Raw genomic sequence first — 18,316 nt, 5'->3', positions numbered from 1 at the left:
CTGCTCAATGCATTTTCGCCTTAACCTCGTTGCGTTTTCCTTGCTCTATGCTTTTATGCCTGTGGTTTATGCCGAAGGCGAAGTATTGCTGCTGAAACTCGATCGTACTTTCATGAATTTGCCAAAAGGCGACGAAGAGACCCCAGCTTTTATTTCGGCACAGCGCGTGGAAGGTCAGACTGAAAACCAGATCGTTGCTAGCGGCGAGGTCGAGGTACGCAAGCGCGGGCAGGCTATCTTTGCCGATCGCGTGATATACCAGCAACTCAGCAAAGAGTTGGTTGCCGATGGCGCGGTGCGCGTAGAGCAGAACGGCATCAAAATGCAGGGCCCGCATGTAAAGCTTAATCTGGACACAAATATCGGCGATATGACAAAACCGGCATTTCAGCTGGCCGCCAACAATTCGCGCGGGAGCGCCGATATCCTGCATATGGAAGGCCGGCAAAAATACACCGTACAGAATGTGGCATATACCATCTGTCCCATAGGTAATGACGACTGGATGTTAAAGGCAAGTCAGCTGGAAATTGACAGCGCCCGCCAAGTGGGGGTGGCACGCAACGCCCGGGTGGAGTTTCTGGGTGTGCCTATTTTGTATATGCCGTGGATGGATTTTTCGCTCAGTGACAAACGTCAATCGGGTTTTCTTGGTCCGGTGTTCGGTAGTACCGCAAAGAGTGGTACTGAAGTGACGCTGCCCTATTACTGGAATATTGCGCCCAACCGTGATGCAACCATTGCACCGCGCGCCATGGCCAAGCGGGGCCTGATGCTTAATAACGAATTACGTTACATGGGCACAAATTATGCTGGTGAGGCTCATGTGGACATATTACCCAATGATGCGCTTACTAACAGCACCCGTTTGCGGACATCACTCAAGCATGTACAAAATCTGGGTTATGGGTTTAACGCATCGACAAACTTCAACTATGTATCAGATCATGCCTATTTCCGTGATCTGTCGAACACAATAAGCAGTACGTCACTAACCAATCTGGTACGTGAAGGCGTACTGTCCTATGGCGGGGGCTGGTGGAATGCAGCGGCACGGATGCAGAGCTATCAAACCTTGCAGGATCCGGCCGCGCCAGTGGTGGAGCCATATCGCCGCTTGCCGCAAATAACCTTGGGCGCGCTCCGTCCGGTGGCTGGGTCAAATATGGCGTTTACCGGAGAATTTGTAAATTTCAGCCATCCCACTGCCGTTAGTGGGCAGCGTCTAGTAATGTATCCCAGCGTGAGCTACCCGCTGATAGCCACGCCCTCGTTTTATGTGACTCCAAAATTTGGCGTGCACTACACTCATTATTCGCTGGGTGCAAACAATTTGGGGGCGCTACCCGATACCAACCGTACCTTGCCAATTGTCAGCCTGGACAGCGGCGTGGTGCTGGAACGTGATTGGAATCTTGGCGGACAGAATTATGTGCAGACACTGGAGCCGCGCGCTTATTTCTTATACATCCCATACCGCAATCAAAACCTGGTGCCGAATTTCGACACAGCCCAGGCGGACTTCAACTTTGCCCAGATGTTCACCGAAAATCGTTTTTTTGGTAGCGATCGCATTGGTGATGCCAAACAAGTTACGCTGTCGCTTACCTCGCGCCTGCTTGAGGCGAATACCGGCGCGGAGCGGTTGCGCGTAGCCATAGGCCAACGCTACAGCTTTAAGACCCCACTCGTAAATCTAGTGGCCCCCGAGGTAGCGACCAACAACAAATCAGACATTTTGCTTGCTATCTTAGGCCGAATTACACCGAAGTGGTCACTGAACAGCGCTTTCCAGTACAACCCCAACCAAGCGCGCGAAGAAAAATTAAACGTGGGAGCACGTTACCAGCCGGAAAGTGGGAAGGTCCTCAACCTAGGTTACCGCTTTACGCGTGACAGCCTGAGACAGGTGGACATATCCACCCAGTGGCCATTGTCGAGACGTTGGAGTGCGATGGCCCGCTGGAATTATTCCCTACAAGATAACCGTATTTTGGAGCTGCTGACCGGGCTCGAGTATAATGAAAGCTGTTGGACAGCACGACTGGTGGTACAACGTTTTGCCACTGCCACCAATGAACTTTCAACCGGTATCTTCGCACAATTGGAATTAAATGGTCTGGTCAGGGTAGGCTCCGACCCATTGAATGCATTGCGTCAGAGCATTGCCGGCTTTACAAAATTGAACCAAGCCCCAGTTGTAAGTTCAGAGCAGGGATTGCGTTAACAAATTTTCACTTAGGAAAAAGATCATTATGCTGCATATCAAGTTGATGCTGGCACTCCTTCTGTCACTAGCCTGCACGGCAAACGTCTATGCCGCTGGCTTGCAGAAAACCTCCGGTACAACAAAAAAAATCAAAGCGCCAACTCAGACTACACCTTCTACAACTCCTGCACCCTCTATAACTCCTGCAACCCCTGCAACTGATGTGCCGGCCCCCGGCACAGCAAAAAAACTATCGTCGCAGAATCCAACCTTACCACCTGCCGTTGATTTACAAACCCCTGATATAACAAAAAAAATCACGGTACAAACAGGGCCTGTATTGATCGATCAGATTGTCGCTGTGGTAAACAACGATGCGATTACCCGCTACGAACTTGAAGACCGGCTCGGCATCGTAGAGCGCCAGTTGAAAAAACAGGGCACTGCGTTACCGGCCATAGATATGTTGAAAAAACAGTTACTAGAACGCATGATCACGGAAATGTTGCAAGTCCAGTTTGCCAAAGAAACCGGCATCCGCATTGATGATATTCAGCTCGACAAAACCATGCAGCGCATCGCCAAGGAAAATAAATTCCCCTCGTTGACCGAGTTTCGCGCTCAGTTGGAAAAGGAAGGCGTGGACTTCAAAAAATTTCGAGAGGAAATTCGAGGCGAAATTATTTATGCTCGTCTGCGTGAGCGCGAAGTGGACAGTAAATTGGTGATCAGCGAGGGCGAGGTCGATAATTACCTTAATAACCAGGCCAAGCAATTAGGTAAGGGTGAGGAATTCCATTTAGCACACATTTTGGTACTGGTACCGGAGCAGGCCAGTGCCGATAAAATCCAGGCTACCCGACAACGTGCCGATCAAGCCTTGGCACAATTGCGCGGTGGCGCGGAATTCGCTCAGGTGGCTGCAGGATTTTCTGATGCCAAGGACGCCTTAGAGGGCGGTAATCTAGGCTGGCGATCAGCTGATCGTACGCCTGCCATTTTTATGGAAATATTGAGAAAGATGGCCCCCGGCGAGACCAGCCCGGTGTTTCGTAGCCCTAACGGTTTTCACATCCTCAAACTACTTGAGAAACGCAGCAAAGAGAATTCAATCGTCATCGGACAGACCGAAGCACGTCACATCTTGATCAAAACCAGCGAACTGGTGCCAGAAAATGAAGCCAAGAGCCGTCTGTTGGTCATCAAGCAGCGAATAGAGAAGGGCGCTGACTTTACCAAGCAGGCCAAACTTTATTCCGAGGACGGCAGTGCCGCGAAGGGCGGCGATTTGGGCTGGATTTCACCCGGTGATACGGTGCCTGAATTTGAGGCCGCGATGAATCAATTGGAAATCGGACAGATGAGTGGCGCTGTGCAGTCTACCTTCGGCTGGCATCTGATTCAGGTATTGGACCGCCGCAGCACCGATGTAAGTGTGAAAGAGAAAAAGAAACAGGCGCAAATGGCGATACGTGCCGATAAATCCGATGCTGCGTATCAGGACTGGCTGCGCCAGTTACGCGACGGGGCTACCATCGAGTATCGACTCGAACAAGCACTCTGATGGCGCAGGCCGCGTTGTTGGCTGTTGCCGCCGGGGAGCCAGCTGGCATTGGCCCCGACCTATGTTTGCAATTGGCCCAACATGAGCAAGCACTGGTGGTGCTGGCCGACAAGCACATGCTGCAACAGCGCGCAGCGCTGCTTGGGCTAAATATTCAATGGCATGATTATAATCCGCAGCAAATATTGCCTCTGCCATTCGGTCATTTGCGCGTGCTGCATGTGCCAACGGCACAACCCGTTCAGGTGGGCCAGCTAAACTCAGCCAACAGTCCTTATGTTCTCAATCTGCTAATTCGCGCGATGCAAGGTTGCCAGTCGGGAGAATTCGCTGGCATGGTCACCTTGCCTGTACACAAAGGCATCATTAATGATGCCGACATTCCTTTCACTGGACACACCGAATTTCTAGCGGAAAAGTTGCATGCCGAACAAGTAGTAATGATGCTTGTGGGCGGCGGCCTGCGTGTGGCGCTAGCCACTACTCACCTACCTTTGCGGCAAGTAGCCGACGCTATTACACCTGCATTATTGGAAAATGTGCTGCACGTTATTCAATGTGATCTTACGCGGCGTTTCGGCATTGCCAAGCCTCGCATTCTGGTTGCCGGACTCAATCCTCATGCAGGTGAGGGAGGTTATCTTGGACGCGAAGAAATCGACATCATGATTCCGGTGCTGGATCGGTTGCGCGCGCAAGGCATGAATGTTAGCGCACCCTTACCCGCCGACACGCTTTTCACCCCACAACGGCTTGCACAATGCGACTGCGTACTGGCCATGTACCACGATCAAGGGCTGCCGGTATTGAAATACGCCAGCTTCGGGCGGGGTGTGAATGTAACGCTGGGCCTCCCCATCATTCGTACTTCCGTAGATCACGGTACAGCGCTGGAACTGGCCGGAAGTGGGCGCGCTGAGGCAGGCAGCTTGCTTGAAGCTATCAAGATGGCGGCAGATATGGCCCAACATGGAGGGCTGTATGATCCAGCCCTCCCTTGATCTAGAAGTCGTTATCCTCGCGAAAGCAAAGATCCAGTTTTTTGACTGGATTTCCACTTTCACAGGAATGAGAATTTCCTGGTACACCAATGCATACAGCACGTAAAAGATTCGGTCAAAATTTCCTGGTGGATGAGCAAATCATAGCCGACATCGTCCGCGCAATCCGCCCGGAAGCCGCTGATATCATGGTGGAAATCGGTCCCGGCCTAGGTGCGCTGACTCGCCCATTACTACAGCGACTTAATCAACTGCATGTAGTAGAGATCGATCGCGACATTATCACTCACCTGGAAAAAGACTACCCGCAGGAGAAGCTAATCATCCATGCGGGAGACGCACTTAAATTTGATCTGGCGCAATTGCCCGCGCCCTTGCGCATTGTCGGCAATCTGCCCTATAACATTTCTTCGCCGCTGTTGTTCCACTTCTCAGGCTACTGCGAGCGCATACACGACATGCACTTTATGTTGCAGAACGAAGTAGTAGAACGCATGGTGGCCGAACCATCAACCCCTGCCTATGGTCGCTTGTCGGTGATGCTGCAATACCGTTTCCACATGGAAAAGTTACTCGACGTTCCGCCGGAGTCTTTTCGGCCCTCACCCAAAGTGGATTCTGCCATTGTGCGCATGATCCCGCTGCCAGCAAGCGAAGTGCTGGTGCAAAACGAAAAATTATTTGCACAAATTGTCGCCGCAGCCTTCGGGCAACGGCGCAAGACCCTGCGTAATACGCTCAAGGCCTATTTGACGGAGGATGATTTCGTCCGATTGGGAATAGATGCGCAATTGCGCGCGGAAAACCTAGGAGTGGCAGAGTTCGCGCGCATCACCAATGAATGCAGTTGATAAGACGAATGTCTTGGTCTAGATCATGGAAAATCAATGTTGATTGCTTCCCCATATATTCGTGCAGTTTAAGTGAGGCTTAATTTATCTATGGGCAATCCTAAGCAAGAACAACCTGAGAAGTTTGATTTTTCTAGGCACGAACAAGTAGCTGTCGTCGAGTACATGCATGTGATGGGTTTTTATTCTGAACTCGCCGCGTCTTCAAAGAGAATTGCCGAAGAAGCACTTAAGCGTCGCTACATTAAAATTCATTCCATCGAGGCACGCGCTAAAGATCCAGCTAGTTTTGGTCGCAAGGCTGCAAAACCGTCCAAGAATGGCCCAAATCAACCTATGTATCCGCAGCCACTGGAGCAAATATCTGATCAAGCGGCGATAAGAATAATCACATTCTTCCCGCGAACTATCAAAGAAATCGATGAGATGTTGCGCGAGGAATTTTCAGTAATTGAACACTTTGACAAGGGCGAGAGTCTTATAGAGGAGGAACGCTTTGGTTACCAAAGTGTTCACTATCTCATTAAACTTGGTAACGTTCGAACATCGCTACCTGAGTACCAACGATTTGAAAATGCGAAGATTGAGGTTCAGGTGCGAACAATTTTGCAGCACACATGGGCAGAGATTGAGCATGATATTCAGTATAAATCTTCAATTACAATTCCACGGGATATCAAGCGACGCTTTATGACGTTGGCTGGTCTACTAGAAATTGCAGATCGAGAATTTCAGGCTATACAGGACGCAGATCGTGACCTAACTTCGCGCGTCACTGATCTAATTTCCGCTGATAAATTGCAGGCCGTCGAAATAACCCCAAATTCTATAAAGTCGTACTTAGATAAGAAACTAGGCTCGGACGGAAGAATGTCAGATTTCTCATATGACTGGACCGTCCGTCTCCTGCTTCGCCTTGGGTTTACTTCACTGGAACAAGTAGACCAATGCATTGATCCGTACAAGGATGACCAACTCAGCCGGATTATTTATGGAAATCGACAGGGTCAGTTACTTCGTTTTGAATTCATGTTGCTTGCTAGTATGGGGGAGGCGTTCATCTCCCGTCATCCATGGGTAGGTAGTTCGTGGTTTCCCCTTCGGTACAGAGATTTTCTAAAAAAATTCTCGGAGAACAGCATCAGTATCGGACATTATGATCCATCTCCTCCTGAGGACTCTTAAGTTATTTCTACTTCATACTAGCCCGGTTTGGCTGAATGAAATGAAGCCCAACATCTGACCCCTCGCCACCATCTACTCCATCACCTATTTGCCCACGCCAATTCGATACTGCCATTCCTCACATCCGCCAAGTTAATGTGCAATTCATTTCGGAGGTATGTCATGCAGATATCCCACCTACCGAGCTTGGCGGCAAACGAAATATCGTTCACTTGCCAAGGTGCTTGCAGGCCAAGCGCCATACTAAATAACATAGCAGCGCTCACGATCGCATTGCCCATTACAAATCCCCTAGAGCCGAAATCGAGATTTTCGCTATACTCGGCAACGGCAATGTGCGTTGACCGATTGAATAACAATAACGGAGATCAGCATGGTGAAGCCTACTTTGGTGTTGACAGCGGCTGCATTACAGCGGCGCGCCTTTCTCAGGCTTCTCAGGCAGGCGGGTACCTTGGGCGCTGCAACCTCGTTCGGCAGCACGGTATTGACGGCGCTTGCTGGAGAATCCGGTCACGTCACGTTGCCGTTCGAAAATGGTGAGCGTGATCTCGTCGCATACCCGCAAAAGCGTCCGCTGATCGTGCTCACTGCTCGCCCGCCACAGCTGGAAACCCCATTCAGCGTATTCAACGAAGGGGTGATTACGCCCAATGACGCGTTCTTCGTACGCTATCACTGGAGCGGCATCCCCACCTCGATCGATGCGTCGAACTATCGGTTGCGCATCGGCGGCAACGTCAATACACCGCTCGACTTGTCGCTTGCCAACCTCAAGCAAATGGCCGATGCGGTCGATCTGGTCGCTGTCAATCAGTGTTCCGGTAACAGCCGGGGCCACTTTACACCGCGCGTCAACGGTGGCCAGCTCTCGAACGGTGCCATGGGTAACGCGCGCTGGACCGGCATCCCGCTGCGCAAGGTGCTGGAAAAATCGGGCCTAAAAGCAGGCTCGATGCAGGTCGTATTCAATGGCCTCGACGCGCCGCCCTTAGGTAATGTGCCCGATTTCATCAAGGCACTGAATATCGATCACGCGCTCGACGGTGAAGTCATGCTGGCGTGGCAAATGAACGGCGCCGACCTTCCTCTGCTGAATGGCTATCCCGTGCGGCTGGTCGTCCCCGGCTACTACGGCACTTATTGGGTGAAACACCTGTCCGACATTACAGTAACCGGCAAGGTATTCGATGGATTCTGGATGAGCAAGGCCTATCGCATTCCGGATAATCCGTGCGCCTGCATCGAGCCGGGAAAAGAGTCCGTCAAGACTACGCCGATCAACCGCATGAACGTACGCTCGTTCGTGACCAGCCTGACCAACGGCATGCAAATCAAGAACGGACGCCAGGTCATCGTGCGCGGGATCGCCTTTGATGGCGGGTACGGCGTGACCGAGGTTGCATTTTCGCCCGACGGCGGCAAGAACTGGCAGGCCGCTCAACTGGGCAAGGATCTGGGCAGGTACTCCTTTCGCGAATGGAGCGTGGCGTTCACGCCAAAACACAAAGGGAACCACGAATTTCTGGTGCGGGCGGTCAACTGGATCGGTCAGGGCCAGCCGCTCAGCCCATTGGTAAACTCGGGTGGCTATATGCGCAATGTGGTCGAGTCGACCCACGTCGTTGCTGTTTAAGAAAAAGTGCATGAAATACGCCCTGATTCGCATGCTGCTGGTGGCGAGTGCCCTTGCACCTTACTCTGCAATTGCCCTCGATATCCAGCTACCGCCCGAAACCGCCGTCTTCAAGCCGAGCGAACTACCCGGCTACCTGCTGGCCCAACGCAATTGCATAACTTGCCACTCGGTTCATTTCATCCAGTCGCAGCCGTCCGCTTCGCCGCGCGGCTATTGGGAGGCCACCGTCAAGAAAATGAGGGTACCATTTGGCGCGAAGATTGCAGACGAAGATATCCCTGCAATCGTCGACTATCTGGTCAAAACCTATGGCGCCGAACGCAGCAGCGGGGCGATGGCCCCCACTCTTTGATGCATACATACTTGTTCTAAGTGTGCATGAAGCGTACTATCGCCACATGAAAAAACTAATCATAACTTTGACCGCCTTGTTGTTAACTTTGAACGTGGCGTGGGCGGATACGCTAAAAAAACCGGAGGTGCCAAGCGCGGCACCAGCAAAATTACCTCCTGGTTACATCATCAATGGAGGGCTCACTTGGGCACCCATTACAGCTACTCCCGTCACCTTGGCTGAGGCTATAAATATCTGCTCATCATCCACGGCACTGGGATATAAATGGCGTCTGCCAACTAAAGATGAACTGGTCGCACTCACTCGGTATGATGGAAGTACGCTAGGTATTCGTCATGAGATTGCTTACCGCAGTAATGTTTCAGCACTACGTTCTCAGGGTTGGACGCTGTACGACGTTTGGTCATCCACGCCCGGCACTGTTTTTGGCCTCCAGTTTATCGTCAACCTGGAGGGCGGCATCACCAACTACGGTGACGAAAACGGCGTCAGCCACGTGTCTTGTGTTAAGTAGCGCGCAAAGTTGTGCTGAATAGGTTGGGCGGATGAAATGAAGCCCAACATCTCACCGCTCACATAACAATTTACTCCATCACCTGTTCTAACCCCACATCCGCGCTGCCAGCTGCCTCGCTCATGCTTGGCTTGGCGGGCTCTCAGAATCAGTTGACAGATTCAATATCAGCAAACTCATATCACGGGTGTATGAAACCGACTTTAAATCCGATTCCAACCTCAACAGAAATAAACAGGCATATAGCTCTCGAATGATAGAGAGAATTTGCTATGTACTTGATACTTGACACCAGAGCCTTTGCCCAGCAAAGCGAGCGAATCTAGGCGGCCTGTCGCACCGCTAACATTAAGCGCTCCACTTGTTCCAGCCCCAACCGCTTTCCGGCGGGTGCCATGGCGCTATAGATGGCCGCCTGCGTTGTGCTCATTTGTCCGACCGCGCGGGCGAGGTCTGCCATGCGAATGCCCTGACGGGCCAGAAAGGCGGCGCAGGTGTGGCGTAGCGCGTCCGGCGTGACTTCAGCGGGTTGGTCGACTCCCGCATCATGAGCCGCGTAAAGCAGTTCTGTCGTCAAATCATTGAGCGCAACCGGTTTGGCATTCGCATCGCCGAGCAACGGTTGCGCGTCGCCTGCCGGGGTGATTTTTAAAGTATTGACGATCACCTCATGTAAGGTGCTGTCCAGCGGAATGTCGCGCGCTGCAGTTCGCAAATCGTTGCCTTCATGGATGCTTGCGACGTGCAGTGTCCGCGCCGCCGTATTGACATCGCTGCCGCGCAGTGCGACCGCCTCTTCCGGACTGACTCCCCTGAGCAGCAGGTGGGCAAACAGCAACACGGTGGGCGAGGCATTGGTCAGGATGCCTGCCAGCTCTTCTTGCAGCAACTCGCGCGGGTGGATCACGGGCGGCAGCATCGTCGCGCGCCCGTCGTATTCCACCGCAAGCGGCATTCGGTGCGCCAGCGCAGCCACATTGGCCTGCCCCGGGTCATATCCCAAGCCGTAGCTCGGATTGCCAAGGTAAGGTGACGGATAAGGCGATGGCTGGGACACGACCCAGGTGGGCGGCGCGTCAACCCGGTTGAACAGTTCAACCACCCACATCGCCAGCAGCGCCAGCAAAAATGCGCCGCCCAGCACGATGGCCGCATCGCGCGCGTACTGCGGCTGCCACGGCTCACGCGGTGCAAAAGCGGGCTCCACCACCCGCACGGATGGCCTGCGCGAGGCCTCACCCGCCTCTTGGCGTGCATTGCGCTGGATCGCGTCGCGCAGCAGCGACTCCAGCGGCGCAAGTTCATCACGCATGGTGCGAAACTCATTGAAGCGGGAGGCAAACTGCTGCAGTTCACCACGGTTGCCTGATGCCTGCTGTGTCATGCGGGCAATGGTATCGCGCGCTGCGTTGACCTCGTCACGCGCGTCAGCCAACGCCGAACTCTGGTCCGATTGCGCCACCTGCCCATTGATTTGCCGCTGGTTGACAATCTGACGCTCTAGCTCGGCCAGACGATATTTGACCGCGCGTGCGCGTGGGTCCATCGCCAAATATGCAGGCGTGAAACCACGACCCATCTCGTTAAGCTCTTCGCGAGCCTGGGATGCGCGCTGCTCCAGATTTTCCAGCGTGGCATTGGCTCGCACTGGCGCTGCAATGGGTCTGCCAGCGGTTGCAGATTCGGTCATCGCGCGCAGCTTGCCTTCAGCAATCGCCAATTTTTCCTGGGCTTTGTTGAGCGCTTCGGTTTGGCCCTTGATCCGGCCCAAAACTTCGTTTTCTTCGCGCTCGAAGGAGACAATGTTATGGCGCAGGCGAAAATCTTCCATCTGACGGCGCTGGGTTTGAACCTTTTGGGTAAGTTGGGCGACTTCGTCACTGATCTGGGCCAACGAGCTGCCTAAGGTTTTTGCATAGGCATCGTGCAGCTGGCCGGTGTAGGCAACAACCAATTCATTGACCAGCGTGGCGGCAAGTACAGCATCGGGACCACGTGATGTCACCTCGACCACATCCGTACCCTCGGCCACCTTGGCCTGCAGCCCCGCTTGCAAGGCGGCAACCGGGTCCGCTCCCAACCGGGAAGCGGTGTCACGTTGTGTATCGGGCATTTTTTCCAGCACCGCCTTGACCAGCGGGCGACTGGTCAGCACTTGCAGCTCGTTCAAGAGCGAGCGCGGAACATTGGCGCCTTGCGTGCCGCCGGTGGACACGGCCGCTTCGACCTGAACCGCACCGGGGTTGATGTGAACCCGCGCGCCGGCCAGGTAGATTGCGGGACGTGAATAGCTGTAAAACAGGCCGATGGCAGCGAGTACCAAAAACGTGCCTGAAAAAACAAGAAATTTGCGTCTGTTGGCGCGCTGCGTGGGAGAAGAAAACATGGCTGAGACCTTTCTGGCAGCGGCTGTGCAAGGACTCAAATCAAGCCGACTTTGAAGTGAAGGATGCCCAATTCATGGCGGGATGAGCTGGCGTATAGCAAAACTAAACGCACTTTTTCATACGCGTTGAATGTATCGGAAAGCAGTTTGGTCGTCAACCTGACCTGCAAGTCCTCCAAAATTCACAAATTTTGTGCCCAACCGGCAGCAAAAATTGTTGGCTTTGGGTTCTTTATTTACTACTTACGCGAAAAACGCATAATGGAGAAGGTTAGCTCAATTATAAAGAGCGATGAGCAAGACGGGCTGGAATCAGATGGGGTCGAAAAAATCTTGAACTGTGCAGGCGCTGGGGGGTTTCTTAAGCCCATCATGCCAAGCAACAACGAAGCCGTTCAATGCGCTGCTTCCCAGTTCTCGCCTTCACCAAGTCCAATTTCAAGCGGCACCTTCAACTCGGCCACGTAACACATCAGCCCAGGCAGGTTTTCTTTTACTAGCGCCAATTCATTCTCCGGCACTTCGAGCACCAGTTCATCATGAACTTGCATGATAAGTCGAGTATGCAACTGTTCGCGCTCTATCCAATTTTGCACTGCGGCCATTGCCAGCTTGATTAAATCTGCTGCGGTGCCCTGCATGGGCGCATTAATGGCGGCACGTTCAGCGGCTTGACGGCGCATACCATTGCCACCATTAATTTCTGGCAGCCACAATCTGCGCCCGAACACCGTTTCCACGTAACCTTGCTGTTTAGCTTGCTGGCGCGTGCGCTGCATGTAGTCGGCCACGCCGGGGTAACGCATGAAATAGAGATCAATATATTGCTGCGCGGCGCTACGCTCGATATTAAGTTGTGAAGCCAGGCCGAAGGCAGACATGCCGTAAATAAGGCCGAAGTTGATGACCTTGGCATAACGCCGTTGTTCATTGCTCACTGCATCTAGCGGAGTGGAAAAAACTTCTGCCGCAGTGGCGAGATGAATATCCTCGGCATTCGCGAATGCCCTGAGCAAACCCTGATCACCGGACAGATGTGCCATGATACGCAATTCGATTTGCGAATAGTCGGCAGAGACGATGCGGCTATCGGGCGGGGCGATGAACGCTTCACGAATGCGGCGTCCTTCCATTGTGCGCACAGGGATATTCTGCAAGTTGGGATCGCTGGAAGCCAATCGTCCTGTCACTGCCACAGCCTGCGAGTAGCTGGTATGCACGCGCCCGGTTTCGCGATTCACCATTTGCGGCAGCTTGTCGGTGTAGGTGGATTTAAGTTTCGCCATGCCACGATATTCGAGCAGCAGTTTGGGTAGCGGATAATCCAGCGCCAGTTCCTGCAACACCTCTTCGTCAGTGGAGGGCGTGCCGCTGGGCGTTTTTTTCTTAACCGGCAGGCCGAGTTTATCGAACAGGATTTCCTGGATTTGCTTGGGCGAATTGAGATTAAATGGCTGCCCCGCCGCCGCGTATGCCTGCGTTTCAATGTTAATGAGTTTCTCGCCCAGTTCGCGGCTCTGTCCCCCCAGCTTGACGCTGTCTATCAATACGCCATTACGCTCCATGATGTATAGCACTTGCCGTGCGGGTAGCTCTATATTGCGGTACACCTCATCCAGCCGACCTTGCATCGTGATCTGCGGAATAAGTGCTTGATGGAGTTGCAGAGTGATGTCAGCGTTTTCTGCTGCGTAGTTTGTAGCGATTGCCAAGTCCACTTGATCGAAGCAAATTTGTTTAGCACCTTTGCCCACGACTTCGGCATAGCTGATGGTCTTCACGCCGAGATGTCGAAGCGCAAGGCAGTCTAAATCGTGCGATTTGTGGCTTTCCAATACATAAGATTGCAATAATGTGTCCTCTGCAATGCCCGCAAGCTGAATGGCGTGGTTGGCAAAGATGTGTTGATCATATTTGAGATCGTGCCCCAGTTTTTTGTGTTGTGCGCTTTCCAGCCACGGCTTGAGTTTTAATAGCGCATGCTCACGGCTGAGTTGATCCGGTGCCCCGGGGTAATGATGGGCCAGCGGCAGATAAGCTGCGTGATGGGGTTGGATGGCAAATGAGATACCCACCAGCTGCGCGGTCATCATGTCCAGCGCGGTGGTTTTAGTGTTTATGCTCACTAATTCGGCCCGTAGGATTTTTTCCAGCCAAGTGTCGAGTTGCTTTTCCGTCAAGATCGTTTCGTAATGCACCGGGGCAGGCACACGTGCTTCTTCGGCAAACATGCTGGCTTGCCGCATCCCATCCTCTTCCCCAGTTTGTTTTGCTGAGGGCGAAGGTGCGGCATGTGAAAGTTCGCGTAGCCAACTTTTGAAACCACAACGTTCAAATAAGCTACGAAGTTGCACGCTGTCTTGTGGTGGCGCCACCAATTCATCAAAATGTACGGGCAATTCAACATCGCACTTTACGGTAATTAGCATGCGGCCTCGCGGTAACCAGTTCAGTGCATTACGCAAATTGTTCCCCACCGCCCCGGAAATTTCGTGTGCATGTGCCATTAAATTATCCAACGTGCCATATTGGCTTAGCCATTTGACAGCAGTCTTGGGGCCAACCTTAGGTACACCGGGCACGTTATCTACCGTGTCCCCGGTTAGGGTAAGGTAATCGATGATATGTTCTGGCGCCAAGCCGAATTTAGCCAGCACACCCGCTTCGTCCAGCGTTTCATTGCTCATGGTGTTAACGAGTTGCACTTGGCTGTTTACGAGTTGCGTAAGGTCTTTATCGCCAGTGGAGATAATGCAGCGTGCACCCCCTACTGTTGCCTGCTGCGCCAGTGTACCGATTACATCGTCCGCTTCCACTCCGTCAATCGTCAGGATATTCCAGCCGGAGGCGGCGATAAGTTGATGCAGTGGTGCAATTTGCGCGGCAAGAGCCTCTGGCATTGCAAGGCGATGCGCTTTGTAGTCGGCATATAAGTCATCGCGGAAGGTTTTGCCTTTAGCGTCGAATACGCAGGCGCTATAATCCGCTGGGTAATCGGCGCGCAAGCGGCGTAACATGTTAAGCACACCGTAGATGGCCCCGGTTGGCTCACCATGCGGACTGCGCAAGTCAGGCATGGCATGGAATGCGCGATAAAGATAAGACGAGCCATCAACCAGCAGCAATGTTTTCATTTTTTGTAAAAGGGTTCTTTAATCATGAGCAATCAGTCCAAACTGCCTTCTTCGAAATTACCGGAAGTATGGAATTCAAAAGAGGCATGGCGTGTATTCGGCATTATGTCAGAATTCGTATCTGCCACTGACCGACTGAATATCATCCAGCCGGCCGTCAGCATTTTCGGTAGCGCACGCACCAAGCCGAATCATCCCTATTACAAAAAAGCCGAAGAAATTGCGCGGCTGCTATCCGATGCGGGTTTTTCCGTTATTTCGGGCGGAGGACCCGGCGTTATGGAAGCGGCCAACAAGGGCGCATTCTATGGCAAGTCACCCAGTGTAGGGCTGAACATCCAATTACCGCACGAGCAGCACAATAATCCCTACCAAAATATCAGCCAGACTTTCCAGCACTTTTTTGTGCGCAAGGTCATGTTCGTTAAATTTGCCAGTGCCTATGTAGTCATGCCTGGCGGCTTCGGTACGCTGGACGAGCTGATGGAAGCACTCACTCTGGTGCAAACCGGCAAGACACGCCGCATTCCCATCATTCTGGTGGGAAGTGAATTTTGGCGCGGCATGCTGGACTGGTTCCGACAAACATTGCTCACCGAAGGCATGATCAATCCGCAGGACATGGACCTGATTCAGGTGATCGATAATTCAGCAGAAGTAGTCAGCGCCATTTTCAATCATTATGAAACCCGCGGCTTTGAGCTTTCCGAGGCTGAGCGTGAAATGCAGTTGAACCTGTGAAGGGCGCAAAGATGTAGGAACAAGCTCAAGGAATGGGACGTTTTAAGAAGTCTTTTTCTTTCTTATCGGCTAGAATGCAGCCATGGAAAATCTCCGAGGGAATATGATGCGCCTGATTATCACCTTATTCCTGAGCGGCCTGCTCAGCGCAGCCTCCGCCGCACCGCTTCAGCTGCCCGGTCTGCAACCATTGCCACCGCCGCCCCCGCTTGATGGCAACGCCCATGACGCTAATCTGTTGCCGTTGCCACTCCAGTTGCCCAAATTGCCCGTTGATGACGACGAACCGGACGCTGCTCTAGGTAACGAAATTACCCCCACCAAGCCGGCTGAACAGACCGTTGAAGAATTCCGGATGGGCGGAAAACTTTATATGATCAAGATTACCCCGAAAGTTGGACCACCCTATTATTTGGTGGATGACCTTGGCGATGGCAAGTTTTCACATTATCAAAATCTGGATCCAGGTTTTCGTCCACCCCGCTGGGTTATCCATAGATTCTGATACGAGTTCCGAAATATGGCAGTTTTTACCCGTGTCACTGAGCCAGAACTTATCTCTTGGCTGGACGATTATTCGCTAGGCCAATTACTGGAATTGCAAGGTATCGCCTCGGGTATCGAGAACACCAACTACTTTGTCACTACCAGCAATGGTCGTTTCGTGCTGACGCTGTTCGAAAAACTTGCTGCCAGCGAACTGCCGTTCTACCTCAATCTGATGTCTCATTTGGCCCGTCACGGCATTCCTTGCCCCAGCCCAGTAGCCAATCGGCATAACCAATTCCTAAGCGAACTGAATGGCAAGTCTGCGTGCATTGTCAGTCGTTTGTCAGGCAAGTCGTTGATGAATCCAGAGGTGATCCACTGTGCCGCTATAGGCGGGATGCTGGGCCGATTACACAATGCAGCGCAGAACTTTGCGGAAACCATGCCCAACGCACATGATGCAATGTGGCGTGCGCGTGCCGCGCCACAGGTAACACCGTTTCTATCGCCGCCCGACGTAGCGCTCTTGGAAAGCGAAGTCGCATTCCACGAGAAACACACGCTTGCCGCGCTACCGCAAGGCGTGATCCACGCTGACCTATTTCGCGACAACGTACTGTTTGAGGGTGCACGTATCGGCGGCCTGATCGATTTTTATTTCGCCTGTAACGATAGCCTCTTGTACGATGTGGCCATTACCGTAAATGACTGGTGCATGGGCGTAGACAGTATTCTGGACGAGGCGCGCACTCAAGCCCTGTTGCAGGCCTACCATGCGGTGCGGCCAATGCAAAAAAAAGAATATATTGCTTGGCCAATTGCCTTACGTGCAGCAGCGCTGCGTTTCTGGCTGTCGCGCCTGTACGATATGTACTTGCCCCGTGAAAATGAACTGATACACGCACACAATCCAGATCAATTTAAATACATTCTGCAACGGCACATCGCCGCGAACAGTAATGTTATTTGGCTATAGCGAGGCAAAAATGGAAGCACGCAAAGTAAATGCTGCCAATGGCTGGCTATGGATAAAGCAGGGCTACTGGCTGTTCAAAAAAAGTCCGGTACTGTGGGTGGTTCTAGCAACCATCGGGGTAACCGGGCTACTCGGCATTTCCACCATCCCGGTGATCGGCGATCCTTTAGCCACACTACTATTCCCAGTACTACTCGCGGGCTATATGTGTGGTTGCCATGCGCTGGAGCATGACAAAGAACTAGAGCTATCGCATTTGTTTGCTGGATTTCACAACAATACTTCGCAATTAGTCACATTAGGCGGTATCAGCTTGATTAGCCAAATGCTGATATTAGGCGTAATGATGCTCGCCGGCGGCGCTACTCTGGTAAGTATCCTGATGAGCGGCAAGCCAGTGAACAACCCAGAAATACTAGCGCAAGCCGCTACGGGCGCGGGCATTGCACTGATGTTGGGCATGGCCTTGTTCAGCGTGCTACTGATGTCGATGCAGTTTGCTCCAATGTTGATAATCTTTGAGAAAATGTCGCCTATTGACGCGCTGAAAACCAGCCTGTTAGCCTGTCTACGGAATATTCTCCCGCTGTCGTTGTATGGCGGGATGATGTTACTTTTCATGATGATTGCCACCATGCCAGTGATGCTGGGCTGGCTCGTTTTACTGCCCGTGATGATTAGCTCAATGTACGCTATCTATCGTAATTTGTTTCCGACTCCAACAGAAATAGCGATGGCTCTTGAGGGCGAAATAATTACACGCGATCAGTAACAACGTAGCTATGGGTTCAATATTGGAGTGACCAAACGATTCAGTCTATTTGGATAAATCGACACAGTCGTCACAGCTTGCCCATCATTCACCGTGACGCTATTGGCGCTACATAAACGATAAGCCCGCATATCTGCGGGCTTATCGTTTATGTTGGACTGCATCGGATGTTATAACCGCCCGCAATGATAGTGCGGGCGATATTTTCAAAAGCACGAGAATAGCTGGGAATGTCCCAACTTTGCTGCTATGCCCATACAACCCATTCCTGAATCGGTTTTTTAGTGTCAGGGCCGAGGTGAGGGAATTGAAGCCACTCATGTCATACCCGGCTGCGCTGCAAATAGGGCACTCGGCATTTGCTGGAAGAAATTTTTGTTTGTGTAGTGTCGTGCCATCTGTTCACTTCTCTGGTGGTGGAATTAAACGGTAGGATTATGCTGGACATTACAGTACATTACCGCACTCGCGCCGTCCAAATTTCACCGACGGGAAACTAA

The 18,316-nt window shown here is 52.3% G+C and carries 15 protein-coding genes; 12 read left to right on the top strand and 3 right to left on the bottom strand.

All coding sequences use genetic code 11. The features are described from left to right. The first annotated feature begins 7 nt into the window (after positions 1–7). The 5 genes from MKZ32_RS00805 to MKZ32_RS00785 all read left to right on the top strand — a co-directional run bounded on the left by MKZ32_RS00805 (position 8) and on the right by MKZ32_RS00785 (position 6,810). Positions 8–2,227 carry an LPS-assembly protein LptD gene (locus tag MKZ32_RS00805; protein WP_239795521.1) on the top strand — a complete coding sequence of 740 codons (2,220 nt, stop codon included), beginning with the start codon at positions 8–10 and terminating at the stop codon, positions 2,225–2,227. 28 nt (positions 2,228–2,255) lie between these two features. Beyond that, positions 2,256–3,773: a peptidylprolyl isomerase gene (locus MKZ32_RS00800; RefSeq protein WP_239795520.1), complete on the top strand. Its 1,518-nt coding sequence runs from the start codon at positions 2,256–2,258 to the stop codon at positions 3,771–3,773. Further along, the gene (gene pdxA, locus MKZ32_RS00795) at positions 3,773–4,774 is read left to right on the top strand and encodes a 4-hydroxythreonine-4-phosphate dehydrogenase PdxA (RefSeq protein ID WP_239795519.1); all 1,002 of its coding nucleotides are present in this window, start codon (positions 3,773–3,775) and stop codon (positions 4,772–4,774) included. The genes MKZ32_RS00800 and pdxA overlap by 1 nt, the downstream gene beginning before the upstream one ends. 89 nt (positions 4,775–4,863) lie before the next feature. Then, positions 4,864–5,625, top strand: coding sequence for a 16S rRNA (adenine(1518)-N(6)/adenine(1519)-N(6))-dimethyltransferase RsmA (gene rsmA / locus MKZ32_RS00790; protein ID WP_239795518.1), 762 nt, complete (start codon positions 4,864–4,866; stop codon positions 5,623–5,625). A 90-nt stretch (positions 5,626–5,715) separates the two neighbouring features. Then, complete coding sequence (locus tag MKZ32_RS00785) at positions 5,716–6,810, top strand: GTP pyrophosphokinase (RefSeq protein WP_239795517.1); 1,095 nt, start codon at positions 5,716–5,718, stop codon at positions 6,808–6,810. 80 nt (positions 6,811–6,890) lie between these two features. Here MKZ32_RS00785 and MKZ32_RS00780 read toward each other — a convergent pair whose 3' ends face one another. Then, positions 6,891–7,091 carry a hypothetical protein gene (locus MKZ32_RS00780; protein WP_239795516.1) on the bottom strand — a complete coding sequence of 67 codons (201 nt, stop codon included), beginning with the start codon at positions 7,089–7,091 and terminating at the stop codon, positions 6,891–6,893. Between the two features lie 92 nt (positions 7,092–7,183). Between MKZ32_RS00780 and sorA the strand changes: the two genes are divergently transcribed. From sorA to MKZ32_RS00765, 3 genes are read left to right on the top strand one after another with little or no spacing between them, the layout of a single operon-like run. Continuing rightward, positions 7,184–8,446, top strand: a complete 1,263-nt coding sequence (gene sorA, locus MKZ32_RS00775) for a SorA family sulfite dehydrogenase catalytic subunit (protein WP_239795515.1) — start codon at positions 7,184–7,186, stop codon at positions 8,444–8,446. 10 nt (positions 8,447–8,456) lie between these two features. Further along, complete coding sequence (gene sorB / locus MKZ32_RS00770; RefSeq protein WP_239795514.1) at positions 8,457–8,801, top strand: SorB family sulfite dehydrogenase c-type cytochrome subunit; 345 nt, start codon at positions 8,457–8,459, stop codon at positions 8,799–8,801. A 46-nt stretch (positions 8,802–8,847) separates the two neighbouring features. Continuing rightward, positions 8,848–9,318 (top strand): Lcl domain-containing protein, encoded by a 471-nt coding sequence (locus MKZ32_RS00765; protein WP_239795513.1) that lies wholly within the window; start codon positions 8,848–8,850, stop codon positions 9,316–9,318. 322 nt (positions 9,319–9,640) lie between these two features. Here MKZ32_RS00765 and MKZ32_RS00760 read toward each other — a convergent pair whose 3' ends face one another. Together MKZ32_RS00760 and polA are read right to left on the bottom strand one after the other, a co-directional pair. Then, a complete protein-coding gene (locus MKZ32_RS00760) occupies positions 9,641–11,704 on the bottom strand; it encodes a GumC family protein (RefSeq protein WP_239795512.1) in 2,064 nt (687 codons plus the stop codon). A gap of 395 nt (positions 11,705–12,099) precedes the next feature. Continuing rightward, the gene (gene polA / locus MKZ32_RS00755; protein ID WP_239795511.1) at positions 12,100–14,838 is read right to left on the bottom strand and encodes a DNA polymerase I; all 2,739 of its coding nucleotides are present in this window, start codon (positions 14,836–14,838) and stop codon (positions 12,100–12,102) included. A gap of 24 nt (positions 14,839–14,862) precedes the next feature. Between polA and MKZ32_RS00750 the strand changes: the two genes are divergently transcribed. The 4 genes from MKZ32_RS00750 to MKZ32_RS00735 all read left to right on the top strand — a co-directional run bounded on the left by MKZ32_RS00750 (position 14,863) and on the right by MKZ32_RS00735 (position 17,816). Beyond that, a complete protein-coding gene (locus MKZ32_RS00750; protein ID WP_239795510.1) occupies positions 14,863–15,579 on the top strand; it encodes an LOG family protein in 717 nt (238 codons plus the stop codon). An 82-nt stretch (positions 15,580–15,661) separates the two neighbouring features. Next, a complete protein-coding gene (locus MKZ32_RS00745) occupies positions 15,662–16,084 on the top strand; it encodes a DUF2782 domain-containing protein (protein WP_239795509.1) in 423 nt (140 codons plus the stop codon). A 15-nt stretch (positions 16,085–16,099) separates the two neighbouring features. Beyond that, the gene (locus tag MKZ32_RS00740) at positions 16,100–17,044 is read left to right on the top strand and encodes a homoserine kinase (RefSeq protein ID WP_239795508.1); all 945 of its coding nucleotides are present in this window, start codon (positions 16,100–16,102) and stop codon (positions 17,042–17,044) included. 10 nt (positions 17,045–17,054) lie between these two features. Then, positions 17,055–17,816, top strand: coding sequence for a BPSS1780 family membrane protein (locus tag MKZ32_RS00735; RefSeq protein ID WP_239795507.1), 762 nt, complete (start codon positions 17,055–17,057; stop codon positions 17,814–17,816). Positions 17,817–18,316: the final 500 nt, after the last annotated feature.

The organism is Candidatus Nitrotoga arctica (assembly GCF_918378365.1).
GTDB lineage: Bacteria > Pseudomonadota > Gammaproteobacteria > Burkholderiales > Gallionellaceae > Nitrotoga > Nitrotoga arctica.
The sequence above is the reverse complement of the archived record's forward strand: the minus strand, read 5'-3'. Positions and strand labels throughout refer to the sequence as shown.

Bases quoted from the DNA above. Each gene is read 5' to 3' on its own strand.
- MKZ32_RS00805 (WP_239795521.1), top strand. From the start codon at position 8: ATGCATTTTCGCCTTAACCTCGTTGCGTTTTCCTTGCTCTATGCTTTT.
- MKZ32_RS00800 (WP_239795520.1), top strand. From the start codon at position 2,256: ATGCTGCATATCAAGTTGATGCTGGCACTCCTTCTGTCACTAGCCTGC.
- pdxA (WP_239795519.1), top strand. From the start codon at position 3,773: ATGGCGCAGGCCGCGTTGTTGGCTGTTGCCGCCGGGGAGCCAGCTGGC.
- rsmA (WP_239795518.1), top strand. From the start codon at position 4,864: ATGCATACAGCACGTAAAAGATTCGGTCAAAATTTCCTGGTGGATGAG.
- MKZ32_RS00785 (WP_239795517.1), top strand. From the start codon at position 5,716: ATGGGCAATCCTAAGCAAGAACAACCTGAGAAGTTTGATTTTTCTAGG.
- MKZ32_RS00780 (WP_239795516.1), bottom strand. From the start codon at position 7,091: ATGGGCAATGCGATCGTGAGCGCTGCTATGTTATTTAGTATGGCGCTT.
- sorA (WP_239795515.1), top strand. From the start codon at position 7,184: ATGGTGAAGCCTACTTTGGTGTTGACAGCGGCTGCATTACAGCGGCGC.
- sorB (WP_239795514.1), top strand. From the start codon at position 8,457: ATGAAATACGCCCTGATTCGCATGCTGCTGGTGGCGAGTGCCCTTGCA.
- MKZ32_RS00765 (WP_239795513.1), top strand. From the start codon at position 8,848: ATGAAAAAACTAATCATAACTTTGACCGCCTTGTTGTTAACTTTGAAC.
- MKZ32_RS00760 (WP_239795512.1), bottom strand. From the start codon at position 11,704: ATGTTTTCTTCTCCCACGCAGCGCGCCAACAGACGCAAATTTCTTGTT.
- polA (WP_239795511.1), bottom strand. From the start codon at position 14,838: ATGAAAACATTGCTGCTGGTTGATGGCTCGTCTTATCTTTATCGCGCA.
- MKZ32_RS00750 (WP_239795510.1), top strand. From the start codon at position 14,863: ATGAGCAATCAGTCCAAACTGCCTTCTTCGAAATTACCGGAAGTATGG.
- MKZ32_RS00745 (WP_239795509.1), top strand. From the start codon at position 15,662: ATGGAAAATCTCCGAGGGAATATGATGCGCCTGATTATCACCTTATTC.
- MKZ32_RS00740 (WP_239795508.1), top strand. From the start codon at position 16,100: ATGGCAGTTTTTACCCGTGTCACTGAGCCAGAACTTATCTCTTGGCTG.
- MKZ32_RS00735 (WP_239795507.1), top strand. From the start codon at position 17,055: ATGGAAGCACGCAAAGTAAATGCTGCCAATGGCTGGCTATGGATAAAG.